Consider the following 13,354-nt stretch of genomic DNA (forward strand, 5'->3'; position numbering starts at 1 on the left):
GTGGAAGGGCTGGGAAGCCGGTCAGGCCGGGCCGTTGACCGCGTGGCCGATGAAGGCAACGCAGTTGACATAATCCAGATGAGAGATTTCTCCGGCGAGCCGCTTGGCGCGGGCTTCCTTTTCGAACTCGTCGAACGAAGCGTGGCTGATGAGGTACTCGCGACCGCTGCCGACATAGGCCGGGACGAAGATCGTCTTGGCTGCATTGACGCGCTTGGTGAAGTCGTTGCGGTAGGTGGCGTTCATGTCCGTGTCCTCATCTGGTGTTGATGAGACATTCGCAGAAAATGCGAATTAGCGCAATAGGCAGGATGACGAATTATCGCAGAAAGTGCGAATTATTTTCTTGCCATCCGGAATCAAATCGCAGAAAAGGAAAAGCCCCGCGCGTTTCTTAGACGCCGGGGCATGACTGGACGAAAGGGCTTGGCGGCTCATATCCAGCAAGCAATGTTATACCATTACATTCTGAAATCGCCAAGCCCCGAAATCGACCGTCGTCAGGTGACGCGCGCCAGTATCCACTCTGGACCACTTGCCGGCGGTGAAGCGGTGAAGGCTTGGCCTCGCTATCTTGCCGCTGCGGAATTAACAGCCGCGCCGTCTCTATGAGATGAAATGAGGCAGCTCGGGGAAACCTGGGTAGGCTTTGCCAGAGCCATGAGACGAGTGATCGAGGCCGCAAGTTTCGATCCGAACGCCGAACAGACGTGAGATTGCATAAAGGGTGGCACCCTTGGGTGCGGGAAACAGCTTCCTCCCGCTAGTCCTGTCCAGCAAAGGCAGTGGCGAACCGAACAGCGGCGTAAGTCTGGCAATGTCGAACAGCCCGGAGCCTACCGCCGGGACGCTGCAAGAGGCTTCATCTCCTCACGCAACGTCTTAGTTGATGGATATTAGCCAGAGGTGCCGGTTTTCGGTGGGAAGGCGCGCTCGACAAGCTCTTTGATCGCCTTCGCTTCTTCTATGGTGCGGTCCCGGAAGAATTTGGTCATCCAGTCGTCAAGCGGATGACGCAGCAAAGCCTCCGGTGGATCCGCTTCCAGGAGAGCGGCGATCTGGAGGAAAGTCTCTCCGTGCGGCTTCTGGCCCTTGAGCCAGCGGTAAACCTGGCTCGGGCTGGTATCGAGGGCTTCCACCATGTCAGGCACCTTGACCCCACGATGCTCCATCCACTCGCCAATGTAGTGTGCCTTTACCTCTGGCGGCTTTGAGGGGTCGAAGTCCCCTTCACCGCGAGGCTTGATCCTCTCTTTGAAATTTATCCGTACTGGCTTTGGCATGTCGCAGATTTTACCAAAGCCACAAAATGTGTCGTCGGCATAAAATGCGAACATTTCTCTTTACAACATTCGCACTTTCTGCGAAACAAGATGCATGCCGAAGAAAACAGCCTTTGCCGAATTCCGCAAAAAGGATGGCTCCAAGCAACGCACGCTTGATGAGGTCGCCACCCTGTTTGGCGTGAACAAAGCCACGATCATTCGCTGGGAAAACGGGGAGGTTCCTCTCCCAGCCAAGCGGCTGAAAGAGTTCGAAGACGTTACGGGGATTCCGCGCCAAAAGCTGCGGCCCGACATTTTCGAGGGTGCCTAATGCACCAGTCTCAGCCGCTCTGCTCCACAGCAGGACACGCCCAAGGCGTTCATGGTCATCTTGATGGATTGGTGAACAGCCAACGTCGGCATGATGAGCCGAGCCACCGTCACCAGTTCGATGGTCCCAGCGTAGTCGTTGAACGACTTCTGCTTGGCGTAGAGTGTAAAGCGGAAATTGCCATCGCCAAGGTCTTCGGCGTCGGCAAGCCCAGAGCAGAAAATGTCGGTGATGATAGCCGGTTCGACAAGCAGCAAGCCCATGTTCGTTCCTCCCAAGCCAAGGGAACATTAGCTGGCCTCGATGGAATGTCCGCAACTGGACCATGCGAGCGGTGCACAGGCGATGTGGTTCATGGTGAACAACTCGTAAAGCACTCAATGCCCACCGCTGGCCAGCGCCTTGCGCAGATCCCTTGCCAGAGCCCTTGCGACTCCATCTGGCAGAACCAGCCGATTGACGATGCGATGTTCCTCGCCATGCGTCACCCAGGCAACGAGCCTGACTTCACCGTCGATACGCTCGATGTCCACGCCTTCGGAAAACACATCCATGATGATGGCAGGTTCGGTCAGCGCTGGGTCTTCGTCATCAGCCATCATCAATTCTCCGGGAGCGCGTCATGAGCGACACCATAGCCGCTGGCCAGCTTCGCGCCTTCGTTGAGCGTATCGAAGCCGACATCAAGGAAATGAACGCCGACAAGTCCGAAGTCTACAAGGAGGCTCGCGGCTCTGGCTTCGACGTGAAGGCCATTCGCAAATGCGTCTCCAAGCGCAAGCTGGACGATTCTGACCGCGAAGAGCAGGACGCCGTTTTCGACATGTATTGGGAGGCGCTCGGCGGTAGTTCCTCGCTCCCAGATTATCAGCCTCGTGCACGTGCACGCGAGGCAAACAAGATGGACCGCGCCGACGATGGCTCTTTCGAGACCGGAATCGTGGCAGCGGGAAACCGCCTGGAGGCCAACCCGGCTGGACCGGTAACAGGTGAGGTGAGCCATGCCGGCGCGGGTGAAAGCCCCGCAACCACTCCAGAGCCATTCCAGCCTCCCGCCTTCCTCGTCAAGGCAGCAAAGCCGCTCCGTCCGTTGTGCCTCAATCCCGAAGAGTGCGCCGGATACGGCTCTCATACATGCCACCGTTGTTTGACGGCCGCCGGCCAAAGCGAGGCGGCATGAACGTCATCAGCCATTTGAACAATCCCAATTCGTTGCCTGAGCCGGTTACGACGGCAGCGAATAGCGCGGGGCTGAACCCCCTCCCGGTCCCGCGCACCGATTCACGGGTCATCGCAGCATGACCGACATCCCAGAAGATATCCTCGCCACCGCGAACGACATTGCGAGCCTGATCCCTTCGCGCGTTTCCGCAGATAACCGGACATTCGCAGGGCTCGTCATCGCCCGCGCCATCCTTGCCGAGCGTGAGCGCTGCGCACAGATCGCCATCACCGTCACCGAAGGAACATCGCGCCACGACGATCATCCGGTTCGAAAGGCGATAGCTGACGCCATAAGCGCGGCTGGCAAAATCATCGCCACCGCCATCCGCACCCCCTCCACACCCAAGAGGGCAGACACATGAGCGCTGCCATCCCGCGCATCGACGTAGACACGGCCAGCCGAGACCGAATGATTGACCACATCATTCACCTGGAGAACCTGCTGTCCGCCACTATGCCGCAGGACGAGCAAATAACCGCGCTCCGTCAAAAGCTCGCCCTGCAACCGCAGGAAGCCAAGATTTTGGCGGCCCTTATGAGTGGCGTGATCTGTAGCCCCTACCATCTCAGGCGTGCAGCAGAAATGCCGGAAGACGCAGAAAACGAGAAAAACCAAGTATCCGTCCGGATCTGCGCATTGCGCAAGAAGCTCCAGCCCTTCGGCATCTCCATCAAGAGCGTTTACGGCACAGGTCACCAAATACCTGCCGATGATGTTCAACGCCTTCGCTCCCTTCTCTCGGAGAGGGCGGCGGCATGAACATCACATTCGCTAAATTTGCTGCCGGACGCACAAGGGACTTCATGCGCCCGGCTTTTCTCCAAGGCAACGCAGGGACAAGCGGCCTCGGATTCCTGAATTTGCTCCGGCGCTTGTGGGCGGCCGGAAGCCCTTCGTTTCTCAGCTCGTGCGTCCAAGATTCCAGTCAAGCGCCGCACGGCATCTTCAACACTCTCTTCCTCGCGCCAGTCCTTTCGTCTGCCTGTCTCCATGTCCCAACAAAAGCATGGAGCAGCCAGCATGACGCGCAGAGAAACCCAGCATCAAGTGCATCAGGAGCATCAAGTTATGAGTAGTGCCGATGTGGCGTCGGATTATGTCCGCCGCATGGTCGAGAACGAAACGCGGGGATGGGGCGACACTGACAACGCCCTAGCCCGCCTTGAGGCAAAGTACGGGCTTCCTTTCTGGAGCCTCCAAAACCTCCGCATGGGCCGCGCCAAGACGGTCGAAGCTGGGCTCTTTGCCCGGATCAGGGCTGCGTACCTCGCACAGTGCGAGCGTCAGATATCGCGGCTCCAGGAAGAACTCAAAATCGAGAAAGCGATCTGCGGAGATGACACTTTTGAGGATCTTGAGCGCGAGGTTTCGGACTTGGTGGCGCGCATTCAAGAGAAGAAACAAGCGAGGAAAATGAGATGATGGATGTCGAATTCACAGGAACGAGCCAGACCGTAGCTGCCGGCCAACTCCGCGCCTTCATTGAGCGCGTCGAACGGCTGGAGGAGGAGAAGAAAACCATCGGCGACGACATCAAGGAGGTCTTTGCCGAGGCGAAGGGAACCGGCTTCGACACCAAGGCGATGCGCACGATCATCAAGCTTCGCAAGAAGGACCAGGCAGAGCGTCAGGAGGAGGAATCCATCCTCGAACTCTACATGACCGCCATCGGCATGGCCTGACCAGCTATGGGCTGCAAGGCTCATCGAGAAGTCAAGAAGATGGGGCGCCAGCCGAAATTCGACGCATCAATTTACCCCAAGAAACAGGAGCAATCTCAATGGACAAGCAATACGCAGGTACCGCCGCCGGGAACTACTTCCCTGGAGAGGCCGCCGTCAAACAGTCACCCATCGGCAGCCTTTACGAGGCGATGAACTATCTGCGGGAATCGACTGCGATGGTCCGCAACACGGCTGACCAGCTTTGCGGTGGTCAGCCCGAGGCGATCGGCAAGGACCAGTCGCCCAAGAACGGAAGCCATTTCGGCCAGATCGAGGACATAGCGGAAGAGGTCCGAAACCTCGCCGCTCGTGTCTCCGGCGACATGCAGCGCATCCAGAGCCGCCTCTGACCGCCTCCTAATCCCAAACAGAGGGAATACACACATGAGCAAAGGCTACGAAAGGGCATATGCGGACATGCTCGCAGCGCTCAAGGAGGCTGTCGCTCTATCAGATAGGCGCCTTGACCCGCTGGCTGGTAGGACGCGCGAATGCCAGCGCGTTTACGACCAATGCGCTGCCGCAATTTCCCAAGCGGAGGGGCCGCTCCCATGATCACCGAGCACCAAATCCGCCTCTCCCAAGCAGACCATCCCCAAGACGAACCTGAAACCAAAGCATCCGGCATATGGATGTACGGCGTTCTCGCTGTTGCTGTCGTGGCATTTGCATACGCTGTCTATCGGGCTGGCGTGGCGTGGATGGCTGTATGAAGCAAGAGCGCATGACCGCCGCAGAGTACAATGCTGGTCCTGCGAAGCCTGGGAAGACCAACAAGTACGGCGCCAAGAAAACCACGCTGGACGGCATCACGTTCGACAGCAAGGCCGAGGCAGCCCGTTATGCGTCACTGAAGCAAATGGAGCGCTGCGGCGCGATCTACAATCTGAGGCTTCAGACTTGGCACGAGCTAAAGGCCGCAAACGGTGCAGTGGCATGTCGCTATCGTGCCGATTTCGACTACTTCGACACTAGCACAGGCGATCCAGTCACGGAAGACGTGAAGGGCGTTCTGACGCGAGACTTCAAGATCAAGGCCAAGCTCTTCAGGGAGCAGTACGGCAGGGAAATCAAGGTGGTGAAAACATGAGCCGAATTAGATCCCTGCATCCCGGCTTCTTCACTGACGAGCGCCTAGTGGAGACCAGCGTGGAAGCACGCCTGCTCTGCCTGGGTCTTGGCGTGGAGGCTGACGACAAGGGCATCTTTGAGTGGAAGCCTGTCACGCTGAAGATGCGTCTGTTTCCCGCTGACAATATCGATATCGCTTTGCGCCTCGCCGAGTTGGTCGAGGCCGGAGTGATCATGATGTACGAAATAGGCGGGCGTAAGTACGGGGCAATTCGGAAATTCCGCAAGCATCAGCGCCCTAAAACTCCGAACAACATCCATCCTATCACGCCCGAAGTCGGAAATTACGTCGGCTTAGAGTCTGCCATTTCGGAAACCGGGAGTGATGAGCCCGACCCTTTTCCCCCAAACGGAGAAAAGTCTCCGCAGATGGAGGATGTAGGATGGAGGGAAGGAGGGAGAGGAGAAAAACCTAACGGTTTTTCAGCGCGCGAGACGCGCAAAAAACCCAAGGGATGGGTTTCTCCAAAGACCCCGATGGACGCAGCAAACAACATCATTCGAAGGATCAGAGACAATGAACAGCAGCGAATTGGAGCAGGCAACGATGGCGCTGACGGAGCTCTTCTGCAACTTCCCGCAGTCGGGCGATCTGGAGCCTAATATCGCTGCCTACCTCAACACGGTGAAGGACGAGGCGCTGCCTGACATCGAGGCCGGAGTCCTGCGCTTCCGTCGCGGCGAAGTCCCAGGCCATGACGCTGCCTTCTGCCCGACTGGCGCACAGTTCTACCGAGAGGTTCGCTTCCAGAGCCAGATTCGCGGCATCCGTGAGAAGGGCGCCAACGTCGTAGCGCTCGTGCCGTCCAAGTCGAAGTTCCTCCGCGGCTACGAAGCCAAGAAGCTGGAGGGCTGAGCATGGATCTGGTTCCGCAAGATGTGGTCGACATGGCATGCGCTATCCAGCGCCGCTTCAAAGACGAGTTCACCGAGGCGTGGGCTGCAAACGATGGCATGAGAGCTGGCATCCTGGTCTGCGAAGTAGCGGCGACCGCCATTTGGGAAGAACGCCAGCGCGCGGCCAAGGCCGCCGTTCAAAACTGATTTGTGGAGTATCCTCATGTTCGTTGCTCATTTCGAAAACACCATGCGCAATGCGCGCCCGAAATACGTCGAGCCGGTCGCCATCCGCACCATGGACCAGGTGCGGGCCGAACGGCGCGCTCGGGATGAGGCTGAGCGTCTTCGCGTCCAGCTTCGCGACGAGCGGGAGGCTCGTCATCGGGAAGTGCTGGAGAAGATCGAATATTCGCTGAACCGCTACCGGCAGGACAAGGTTCCTTTGGCCGAAAAGCTGCCATTGCGCGTCATCCTCGCGGCGATCTGCGAGTTTCACGGAGTCACGGTGGAGCAGCTTATGGGCCGGGGTCGCCAGCGGTTCATGACCAAGATCAGAGACGAGGCAATCCGCGCCGTTGCAGATGCAAGGCCGGACATGAGCCTGCCAGAACTGGGGCGCGTCTTTGCCAATCGAGACCACACCACCATCCTCTTTTCACTGCGGAAGACGACGAAGCCAGGGTTTGATTTGCGCGGCAATCCGCTCTCTCCCGCAGAAACCACGGAACAGTAGAATGACCGACATACCCGAACTCAGCAGACAGCTTCAGCAGTTCCGCCATGCTCCTGATGAGGGCATCCAAGGGGACTGCTACCCAACAGCGATAGCATGTGTGCTTGGGCGCCCGCGCGCTGACATTCCGCACTGGCATGAGGATTTGACTGGCGACGAAGTGAACAGTCGGTACATCGAATGGTTTCGATCGCAGGGCCTTCGCCGCATATACTTCCCGGTCTTGGACACTGGGGAATCCTTCCGGAAGGTCGCCAACGAAATGTGGAGTCGCGGCGACGGGATGCCGATGATCCTGACCGGCGCCGGCCCGCGCGGCGTCAACCATGTCGTTGTGGTCTATGGAGAAAACGATTTCTGGTGCCCGACGTTAGGCCAGACAAACCGAGTTGGGTTGGTCGGTCCCGCGCTGCCGGATGGTTATTATTGGGCCGAATGGATTGTAAAAGACCCGTCCTCCAAACCCTAAAACCCCAACACCACCCTTTCAACGCGGGGACGCAGACATATGGCTAAAGCCAAGCGCAATCGACCGCCCACAATCAAGCCTGACGAGGCCGAACAGATATCCATCCGCAGGAAGTTCGACTTCCCGCTTGGGTTGGATGAGTTCGGCCGCCAGCGCGTTCCCAAAGGCACGCAAGATGCTCAGCGCGCCTACGATGCATCGAATGGCGGCATTGTCCGAATCCGCAATGTCGATCCGCTGAAGGGCATCAGCTCGCTCACGCCGGAGCAGCGCCAGGCCGGCGACAAATACCGAGAGATATTCGAGTTCTGCGAAAGAGAGGGCGCCAGAGCGATTTCAATCCAGGAGCGGGTTGATGGCGGCAAGCTAGGTTTCGGCGTTCCCGAGGCCCTGTCTATGGCGCACAGTGCACTCTCCAGCGCAAGGCGAGCAATCGGCCATCATGAGATCGAGGGCGTCATCGACAATGTGTGCTGTCACGGTCGATCGCTCAGGGAACTGGCGTCGTTGACCGGCGACCCACGTGAAGCGCTGCTGTGGCTGCTCAAGATAGGGTTGGATAACCTCAGCTACCATTACATGATCGTTCCGCGTCCGAAACAAAAAGCTTGACTGTGGACCGCCAGTATGAGACTGATTTGGGCATAGGGCGATTTGCGCCAAGCGCCGCCCACAATCCCAACAATTCGCCAGCACGGCCCGCCTTGAGCGGGCGCATTCGTATTGAGGCGTGAGCAATGCCCGTTCTCGATAATCAGCGGCATGAAGCGTTCGCCCAAGCTCTGGCTAGTGGCAAATCTGCCGACGAAGCGTATTCCGAAGCAGGCTATAAGGCCGACAGAGGCAACGCGTCCCGCCTGACAGCAAATGACAACATCGCTGCCAGGGTGGCTGAATTGCAAGGCATGGCCGCAGAGCGCGTCGTCATCAGCCGCGAATGGGTCATTGCCAAGCTCACCGAAAACGTTGAGCGCGCCATGCAGGCCCAGGCGGTTATGTCGGGCGGCAAGAAGACAGGCGAATACAAATACGATGGCAGCGTGGCCAACAAGGCCTTGGAACTGCTTGGCAAGGAGATTGGCATGTTTGTCGATCGATCCGAGAACGTGAACCACAATTACGAAATCTCCGATGAGCCGCTGACCCCGGAGGAATGGTCAGACGAGTATGCTTCAACGCATTAAGGTCTGGGCGCCACAGTCCGGACCACAAAAGGCGCTCATTGATTGTCCTGTTGCCGAGGTGTTCTTCGGTGGGGCTCGGGGCGGCGGCAAGACCGATGGTGTCTTGGGCAAGTGGGCAATCAAGGAAAAGCGCTACGGCAAGGCGTTCAACGCCATCATGTTCCGGCGCACCACGGTTTCATCTGAGGATGCAATCGAACGCTCCAAGCAGATATTCGGCGTTCTCGGGGGCAAATACAACGAGAGCAAGCTGATCTGGCGCATGCCCAACGGCGGCAAGGTCAGCTTCGCCTACCTCGATTCCACATCGGATGCGGAACAATACCAGGGCCGCAACGTCACGGACGCATGGGTTGAAGAAGCCGGGCAATACCCAGATCCGGCACCAATCGAGCGGTTGTTTGGGGTGCTGCGCTCGGCTCAGGGTGTCCCGGTCCAATTGATCCTTACCGCCAATCCGGGCGGCTCGGGGCAGCAGTGGATCAGGGAGCGATACAACCTCGTTCCATTTCCCCGTGGGCCACAGATCGTCAACAAGACGCTGGAAGACGGTTCGATCCATCAGATGGCGGTCATACCGTCGCGCATTACCGACAATCGCATTCTGCTTGAGGGAGACCCGAAATATCTGTCTCGCCTGCAAATGGTCGGCGGCAAGGCGCTAGTCAAAGCCTGGTTGGACGGTGACTGGTCTGCAATCGAGGGCGCTTTCTTCGATGAATGGTCCGAAGCCCGACATGTCATCCAGCCTTTCGAGATCCCAGAGCAATGGATGCGCTTCAGGTCGGGGGATTGGGGTAGCGCCAAGCCATTCTCTATCGGATGGTGGGCCGTTGCCAGCGATGACACGAAGCATCCATTGTCAGGCCATATGATCCCGCGCGGAGCTTTGGTTAGATACCGCGAATGGTATGGTTGCCAACAGGGCAGGCCCAACACTGGCCTGAAGCTCACCGCTGAAGATGTAGGCAAGGGCATCAAGGAGCGTGAGGCTGGCGAGAAGATCGAATACGGCGTGCTTGACCCGGCGGCATTCAGCCAGGACGGCGGCCCGTCGATCGCCAGCCGAATGATTGGTGTGGTGTTTCGCCCGGCCGACAACAAGCGCGTTTCGCAACGTGGCGCAATGGGCGGCTGGGACATCATGCGCCAGCGCTTCAAGGGCGATGCGGATGGCAGGGCGATGGCGTTCTGCTTCTCAACGTGCCGGGACAGCATCAGAACGATCCCTATCCTCCAGCACGACGAGACAAGGCCGGAAGACCTCGATACCGACATGGAAGACCACGCCGCCGACGAGTGGCGCTACGCCTTCATGTCCCGGCCTTGGATTGCTCCAGCGCCGTCCGCCGAAAAGAGCCGGCCTAGCGACTATCGACCGGCTAACGCCGCTACCGAAGCCGGCGACTGGCAAAGCTATTAGGAATCGGCATGACCCAGACCGGCTATGTTCAAGGCAGCGGGCCGTCCCAGGGCGTCACCGCGTCCGACCCGGCTCCCAAGCCGGCGTTGACGCATGAGGAACTGAAGAAGCAATACTTGACCTATCTCTCGATCAAGAACGACGAGATCAAGGAACAGCAGGACTCGCGGCGCTACTACCATGGCAGCCAGTGGACCGATAAGCAGATCAAGGCGTTCAACAAGCGCCGCCAGCCGGTGGTCACGTTCAATCGTATCGGCCGAAAGATCAATGCCGTTGTCGGGCTGCTGGAGAAGCAGCGCACGGACCCCAAGGGCTTTCCACGCACGCCCAAGCATGAGGAAGGCGCGGAGATTGCAACCGCCGTCCTGCGCTATGTCTGTGATGAGCAGGAATGGTCGGCCAAGTCACCCATTGCCGGCCTCAATGGCGCTGTCGATGGCATCGGCGGTATCGAGATCATCCTTGAACAGGGCGATAAGGGCGATATCGAGGTAGGTTTTGAAGAAGTCGACCCATCCTCGTTCTTCTACGATCCGCGCTCGCTCCGGATGGATTTTTCCGATGCTCGTTTCATGGGCGTCTCAAAATGGGCTGACATCGATCAGGTGATCGAGATGGCGCCGGACAAAGAGAGAGAAATCCGCGCCTCTCTGGAATCGGGTAGCGAGCTTACCTCGAACCCCGACTATGAGAACAAGTGGTTTTCCTCCTCCGAGGATGGCCGCAAGGTGCGCCTTGTCGACCATTGGTACATGAAGGGATCGAAGTGGTACTGGTGCCTTTACACCGGCTCCACCATCCTCAAGGCCGGTGAGAGTTTCCTTCTGGATGAGAAGGAGCGCACGTCCTGCAAATACATCATGTATTCGGCCAACGTCGATCAGGATGGGGACCGCTACGGCTTCGTGCGCAACATGAAGTCCAGCCAGGACGAGATCAACCAGCGCCGTTCAAAGGGGCTGCACATCCTCAACTCGCGGCGGGTTATCATCGCGGAAGGACAGAGCCCGGACATTGAGAAGCTGCGCGTTGAAGCAGCGCGCCCCGATGGCGTGATCACCTATCCCGTTGGCACAACTCCGCCGACCTTCGACGACAATGCTCGCAGTGCTGAGCTTCAGGGGCAACTGGCCTTCCTGACCGACGCCAAGGCGGAAATCGAAAACTACGGTTTCAACCCGGCTCTCATCGGCTCGGGTGTGCAGGACATGTCGGGCCGAGCCATCCAGATCCAGCAGCAGGCAGGCATTGCGGAACTTGGCCCGTATCTCCTGGCCTTCAAGGGCTGGAAGCTCCGGGTTTACCGGGCAATTTGGAATGCAGTGCAGCGTCATTGGACAGCCGAGCGCTGGATTCGGGTCACCGATGATCAGCAGATGGCGCAGTTCTTCGCGGTCAATCAAGTCCAAGTCGACCCGCAGACTGGCCAACCAACCATGGTCAACGCTTTGGGCTCGCTCGATGTGGATATCATCATCGATGAGGGCCCGGACACCATCAACATGCAGGCCGACGCCTATGACACGCTGTCTGTCATGGGCCAGAAGGGCCAACAGGTCCCGCCGGAAGTCATCATTGAGCTTTCGCCATTGCAGGGATCGGTGAAAAAGAAGGTGCTTGGCATGATCGAGCAGGCCAAGCAGCAGGCGGCCCAGGCTCAACAGCCGGTGCAGCAGATTCAAGTCGCATCCGAGACGGCCAAGATTCAGAACACCCAGGCCGATACACGGCTGAAGATGGCCAATGCGGCTAAAGCCGGCGCCGATGCCATGCAGGGCCAGCCCGACAATTCGGGCAAGGAAACTCTCGACTGGCAAAAGGCGCTGCTGTCTTCGCTCACCTCGATCAAGGTGGCGCAGATCGGCGCAAAGACGGACATGGACAGCCAGCAGATCGCAACAGGGCTTGAAACCTCACTGCACCTGTCGGACCAGGCGCACGAGCGCGAGATGGCTCAGATCAATGGCGAACAGCAAGCGCTGCAAGCCGAACAAATCGCCAAGCAGCGGGCTCAACAGCCCGCTTAAGCGACAAGGTGCCGCCGACCTTAACGGGCGCACGTGAGACGCGACGTTACAGCGACAGGAGCCGCCATCCTCAAGGGCGATCGCCGCCGCCGGGCTGATCCGGGCGAACGTGACCCTCCCAACGAATTGGAGAAATGCAATGACCGGTACGGAGCTGGACGACATTCTTGCGGACACTGCACCGCAGGTAGAGCAGGTTGAGACGCCCTCGGCTGAGACCAAACGCGACGAGCATGGACGCTTCGCCCCCAAGGTGGAAGCGGAAACTGCTCCCGTCGAGCAGGCGCCAGTCGAGCAGCAGGCCGAAACGGAAGCTGGAAAGGTTCCGCAGCAGGCTTTGCACGCGTCAAGGGAAAAGGAACGCGAAGCCCGGCAGGAAGCGGAAACCCTCCGCAACCAGATTGCCGAGATGCGCGGCCAGATCCAGTTGCTTTCGCAGCGTGGTCAGGCGCCGGCTCCCAAGGCGGCAGAACCCGTCAAGGCTCCCGACTTCTGGGAAGGCCCAGACGAGTATATTGCCAATGCTCTGACTCCCGTCCAGCAGCAGCTTCAGCAGCAGCGTGAAGTGTTCTCGAAGATGATGGCCACGCAGGCTCACGGCAAGGAAACCGTGGACGGCGCGTTCAAAGCCTTCGTTGAGGCGGCACAAGCCAACCCTGGCCAATACGCCGCCGAATACCAGTCCATGATGAAGAGCGAGCATCCCTATGACGCTCTCGTTTCCTGGCACAAGCAGCAACAGACCCTGACCACGGTCGGCAACGACCCGAACGCATGGCTTGAAGCCGAAATGGAGAAGCGCCTCGCAGACCCGGCGTATCAGGCCAAGGTCATGGAGCGCATCCGCGCAACCGCTGCTGGCAACACCAACCGGTCAAACCCCGTCACAAACCTGCCCCCATCCCTCAACCGGCTAGCTGCCGGCGGCAACGCCCCAGGCGAGGTCGATGCGAGCGATGCAGGGCTGTTCGCCAACGCTCTGCGGTAGCGCGCTCAAGC

The 13,354-nt window shown here is 58.7% G+C and carries 23 protein-coding genes; 19 read left to right on the top strand and 4 right to left on the bottom strand.

Annotation, left to right across the window (positions count from 1 at the left end; all coding sequences use genetic code 11):
- Window positions 1–21 precede the first annotated feature (21 nt).
- Together MESCI2_RS0126390 and MESCI2_RS1000000136330 are read right to left on the bottom strand one after the other, a co-directional pair.
- Window positions 22–246: a hypothetical protein gene (locus MESCI2_RS0126390; RefSeq protein WP_027039094.1), complete on the bottom strand. Its 225-nt coding sequence runs from the start codon at window positions 244–246 to the stop codon at window positions 22–24.
- 650 nt (window positions 247–896) lie between these two features.
- Complete coding sequence (locus MESCI2_RS1000000136330) at window positions 897–1,337, bottom strand: helix-turn-helix domain-containing protein (RefSeq protein WP_050596698.1); 441 nt, start codon at window positions 1,335–1,337, stop codon at window positions 897–899.
- Between the two features lie 40 nt (window positions 1,338–1,377).
- Here MESCI2_RS1000000136330 and MESCI2_RS0126400 point away from each other — a divergent pair, with 40 nt between their 5' ends.
- Window positions 1,378–1,596: a helix-turn-helix domain-containing protein gene (locus MESCI2_RS0126400; RefSeq protein ID WP_027039095.1), complete on the top strand. Its 219-nt coding sequence runs from the start codon at window positions 1,378–1,380 to the stop codon at window positions 1,594–1,596.
- Here the strand turns inward: MESCI2_RS0126400 and MESCI2_RS0126405 are convergent.
- Window positions 1,593–1,859 (bottom strand): hypothetical protein, encoded by a 267-nt coding sequence (locus MESCI2_RS0126405; protein ID WP_027039096.1) that lies wholly within the window; start codon window positions 1,857–1,859, stop codon window positions 1,593–1,595. The genes MESCI2_RS0126400 and MESCI2_RS0126405 overlap by 4 nt on opposite strands.
- A gap of 114 nt (window positions 1,860–1,973) precedes the next feature.
- Entirely contained in the window at window positions 1,974–2,198 is a 225-nt protein-coding gene (locus tag MESCI2_RS0126410; RefSeq protein WP_032901388.1) for a hypothetical protein, read from the bottom strand.
- Window positions 2,199–2,218: 20 nt separating this feature from the next.
- On the opposite strand from MESCI2_RS0126410, the gene MESCI2_RS1000000139245 reads away from it, so the two are divergent.
- From MESCI2_RS1000000139245 to MESCI2_RS0126500, 18 genes are all read left to right on the top strand, one after another.
- Entirely contained in the window at window positions 2,219–2,776 is a 558-nt protein-coding gene (locus tag MESCI2_RS1000000139245; protein WP_081738915.1) for a GapR family DNA-binding domain-containing protein, read from the top strand.
- A gap of 118 nt (window positions 2,777–2,894) precedes the next feature.
- Window positions 2,895–3,182, top strand: coding sequence for a hypothetical protein (locus tag MESCI2_RS0126420; RefSeq protein WP_027039098.1), 288 nt, complete (start codon window positions 2,895–2,897; stop codon window positions 3,180–3,182).
- Window positions 3,179–3,580, top strand: coding sequence for a helix-turn-helix domain-containing protein (locus MESCI2_RS0126425; RefSeq protein WP_027039099.1), 402 nt, complete (start codon window positions 3,179–3,181; stop codon window positions 3,578–3,580). Before MESCI2_RS0126420 ends, MESCI2_RS0126425 begins: the two co-directional genes overlap by 4 nt.
- A gap of 261 nt (window positions 3,581–3,841) precedes the next feature.
- The gene (locus tag MESCI2_RS0126430; RefSeq protein WP_027039100.1) at window positions 3,842–4,243 is read left to right on the top strand and encodes a hypothetical protein; all 402 of its coding nucleotides are present in this window, start codon (window positions 3,842–3,844) and stop codon (window positions 4,241–4,243) included.
- Window positions 4,243–4,503, top strand: a complete 261-nt coding sequence (locus MESCI2_RS0126435) for a DUF2312 domain-containing protein (protein ID WP_027039101.1) — start codon at window positions 4,243–4,245, stop codon at window positions 4,501–4,503. Before MESCI2_RS0126430 ends, MESCI2_RS0126435 begins: the two co-directional genes overlap by 1 nt.
- Window positions 4,504–4,601: 98 nt before the next feature.
- The gene (locus MESCI2_RS0126440) at window positions 4,602–4,895 is read left to right on the top strand and encodes a hypothetical protein (RefSeq protein WP_027039102.1); all 294 of its coding nucleotides are present in this window, start codon (window positions 4,602–4,604) and stop codon (window positions 4,893–4,895) included.
- A 201-nt stretch (window positions 4,896–5,096) separates the two neighbouring features.
- Complete coding sequence (locus MESCI2_RS1000000138215) at window positions 5,097–5,258, top strand: hypothetical protein (RefSeq protein WP_155936684.1); 162 nt, start codon at window positions 5,097–5,099, stop codon at window positions 5,256–5,258.
- Window positions 5,255–5,635, top strand: a complete 381-nt coding sequence (locus tag MESCI2_RS0126450) for a DUF1064 domain-containing protein (RefSeq protein ID WP_027039103.1) — start codon at window positions 5,255–5,257, stop codon at window positions 5,633–5,635. The genes MESCI2_RS1000000138215 and MESCI2_RS0126450 overlap by 4 nt, the downstream gene beginning before the upstream one ends.
- A gap of 59 nt (window positions 5,636–5,694) precedes the next feature.
- Complete coding sequence (locus MESCI2_RS1000000138220; RefSeq protein ID WP_155936685.1) at window positions 5,695–6,279, top strand: hypothetical protein; 585 nt, start codon at window positions 5,695–5,697, stop codon at window positions 6,277–6,279.
- Window positions 6,224–6,532, top strand: coding sequence for a hypothetical protein (locus MESCI2_RS0126460; RefSeq protein ID WP_155936686.1), 309 nt, complete (start codon window positions 6,224–6,226; stop codon window positions 6,530–6,532). Before MESCI2_RS1000000138220 ends, MESCI2_RS0126460 begins: the two co-directional genes overlap by 56 nt.
- A 2-nt stretch (window positions 6,533–6,534) precedes the next feature.
- Window positions 6,535–6,720 (top strand): hypothetical protein, encoded by a 186-nt coding sequence (locus MESCI2_RS0126465; protein WP_027039106.1) that lies wholly within the window; start codon window positions 6,535–6,537, stop codon window positions 6,718–6,720.
- A 16-nt stretch (window positions 6,721–6,736) separates the two neighbouring features.
- Window positions 6,737–7,249: a helix-turn-helix domain-containing protein gene (locus MESCI2_RS0126470; RefSeq protein ID WP_027039107.1), complete on the top strand. Its 513-nt coding sequence runs from the start codon at window positions 6,737–6,739 to the stop codon at window positions 7,247–7,249.
- 1 nt (window position 7,250) lies between these two features.
- A complete protein-coding gene (locus tag MESCI2_RS1000000136335) occupies window positions 7,251–7,718 on the top strand; it encodes a hypothetical protein (protein ID WP_027039108.1) in 468 nt (155 codons plus the stop codon).
- Window positions 7,719–7,757: 39 nt separating this feature from the next.
- Window positions 7,758–8,330, top strand: coding sequence for a DUF6456 domain-containing protein (locus MESCI2_RS0126480; RefSeq protein WP_027039109.1), 573 nt, complete (start codon window positions 7,758–7,760; stop codon window positions 8,328–8,330).
- Window positions 8,331–8,455: 125 nt separating this feature from the next.
- Entirely contained in the window at window positions 8,456–8,902 is a 447-nt protein-coding gene (locus tag MESCI2_RS1000000136340) for a terminase small subunit (protein ID WP_050596699.1), read from the top strand.
- Window positions 8,886–10,325, top strand: a complete 1,440-nt coding sequence (locus tag MESCI2_RS0126490) for a phage terminase large subunit (RefSeq protein WP_155936687.1) — start codon at window positions 8,886–8,888, stop codon at window positions 10,323–10,325. Before MESCI2_RS1000000136340 ends, MESCI2_RS0126490 begins: the two co-directional genes overlap by 17 nt.
- A gap of 8 nt (window positions 10,326–10,333) precedes the next feature.
- Window positions 10,334–12,355 (top strand): hypothetical protein, encoded by a 2,022-nt coding sequence (locus MESCI2_RS0126495; protein WP_027039111.1) that lies wholly within the window; start codon window positions 10,334–10,336, stop codon window positions 12,353–12,355.
- Window positions 12,356–12,494: 139 nt separating this feature from the next.
- Complete coding sequence (locus MESCI2_RS0126500) at window positions 12,495–13,343, top strand: hypothetical protein (RefSeq protein ID WP_027039112.1); 849 nt, start codon at window positions 12,495–12,497, stop codon at window positions 13,341–13,343.
- The last annotated feature ends 11 nt before the right edge of the window (window positions 13,344–13,354 follow it).

The sequence above is a fragment of the Mesorhizobium ciceri WSM4083 genome (assembly GCF_000519305.1).
Classification (GTDB): Bacteria; Pseudomonadota; Alphaproteobacteria; order Rhizobiales; family Rhizobiaceae; genus Mesorhizobium; species Mesorhizobium ciceri_B.

What these genes read in the sequence shown, in the direction of transcription:
- MESCI2_RS0126390 (WP_027039094.1), bottom strand. Translation starts at nt 246, where the DNA reads ATGAACGCCACCTACCGCAACGACTTCACCAAGCGCGTCAATGCAGCC.
- MESCI2_RS1000000136330 (WP_050596698.1), bottom strand. Translation starts at nt 1,337, where the DNA reads ATGTTCGCATTTTATGCCGACGACACATTTTGTGGCTTTGGTAAAATC.
- MESCI2_RS0126400 (WP_027039095.1), top strand. Translation starts at nt 1,378, where the DNA reads ATGCCGAAGAAAACAGCCTTTGCCGAATTCCGCAAAAAGGATGGCTCC.
- MESCI2_RS0126405 (WP_027039096.1), bottom strand. Translation starts at nt 1,859, where the DNA reads ATGGGCTTGCTGCTTGTCGAACCGGCTATCATCACCGACATTTTCTGC.
- MESCI2_RS0126410 (WP_032901388.1), bottom strand. Translation starts at nt 2,198, where the DNA reads ATGATGGCTGATGACGAAGACCCAGCGCTGACCGAACCTGCCATCATC.
- MESCI2_RS1000000139245 (WP_081738915.1), top strand. Translation starts at nt 2,219, where the DNA reads ATGAGCGACACCATAGCCGCTGGCCAGCTTCGCGCCTTCGTTGAGCGT.
- MESCI2_RS0126420 (WP_027039098.1), top strand. Translation starts at nt 2,895, where the DNA reads ATGACCGACATCCCAGAAGATATCCTCGCCACCGCGAACGACATTGCG.
- MESCI2_RS0126425 (WP_027039099.1), top strand. Translation starts at nt 3,179, where the DNA reads ATGAGCGCTGCCATCCCGCGCATCGACGTAGACACGGCCAGCCGAGAC.
- MESCI2_RS0126430 (WP_027039100.1), top strand. Translation starts at nt 3,842, where the DNA reads ATGACGCGCAGAGAAACCCAGCATCAAGTGCATCAGGAGCATCAAGTT.
- MESCI2_RS0126435 (WP_027039101.1), top strand. Translation starts at nt 4,243, where the DNA reads ATGGATGTCGAATTCACAGGAACGAGCCAGACCGTAGCTGCCGGCCAA.
- MESCI2_RS0126440 (WP_027039102.1), top strand. Translation starts at nt 4,602, where the DNA reads ATGGACAAGCAATACGCAGGTACCGCCGCCGGGAACTACTTCCCTGGA.
- MESCI2_RS1000000138215 (WP_155936684.1), top strand. Translation starts at nt 5,097, where the DNA reads ATGATCACCGAGCACCAAATCCGCCTCTCCCAAGCAGACCATCCCCAA.
- MESCI2_RS0126450 (WP_027039103.1), top strand. Translation starts at nt 5,255, where the DNA reads ATGAAGCAAGAGCGCATGACCGCCGCAGAGTACAATGCTGGTCCTGCG.
- MESCI2_RS0126460 (WP_155936686.1), top strand. Translation starts at nt 6,224, where the DNA reads ATGGCGCTGACGGAGCTCTTCTGCAACTTCCCGCAGTCGGGCGATCTG.
- MESCI2_RS0126465 (WP_027039106.1), top strand. Translation starts at nt 6,535, where the DNA reads ATGGATCTGGTTCCGCAAGATGTGGTCGACATGGCATGCGCTATCCAG.
- MESCI2_RS0126470 (WP_027039107.1), top strand. Translation starts at nt 6,737, where the DNA reads ATGTTCGTTGCTCATTTCGAAAACACCATGCGCAATGCGCGCCCGAAA.
- MESCI2_RS1000000136335 (WP_027039108.1), top strand. Translation starts at nt 7,251, where the DNA reads ATGACCGACATACCCGAACTCAGCAGACAGCTTCAGCAGTTCCGCCAT.
- MESCI2_RS0126480 (WP_027039109.1), top strand. Translation starts at nt 7,758, where the DNA reads ATGGCTAAAGCCAAGCGCAATCGACCGCCCACAATCAAGCCTGACGAG.
- MESCI2_RS1000000136340 (WP_050596699.1), top strand. Translation starts at nt 8,456, where the DNA reads ATGCCCGTTCTCGATAATCAGCGGCATGAAGCGTTCGCCCAAGCTCTG.
- MESCI2_RS0126490 (WP_155936687.1), top strand. Translation starts at nt 8,886, where the DNA reads ATGCTTCAACGCATTAAGGTCTGGGCGCCACAGTCCGGACCACAAAAG.
- MESCI2_RS0126495 (WP_027039111.1), top strand. Translation starts at nt 10,334, where the DNA reads ATGACCCAGACCGGCTATGTTCAAGGCAGCGGGCCGTCCCAGGGCGTC.
- MESCI2_RS0126500 (WP_027039112.1), top strand. Translation starts at nt 12,495, where the DNA reads ATGACCGGTACGGAGCTGGACGACATTCTTGCGGACACTGCACCGCAG.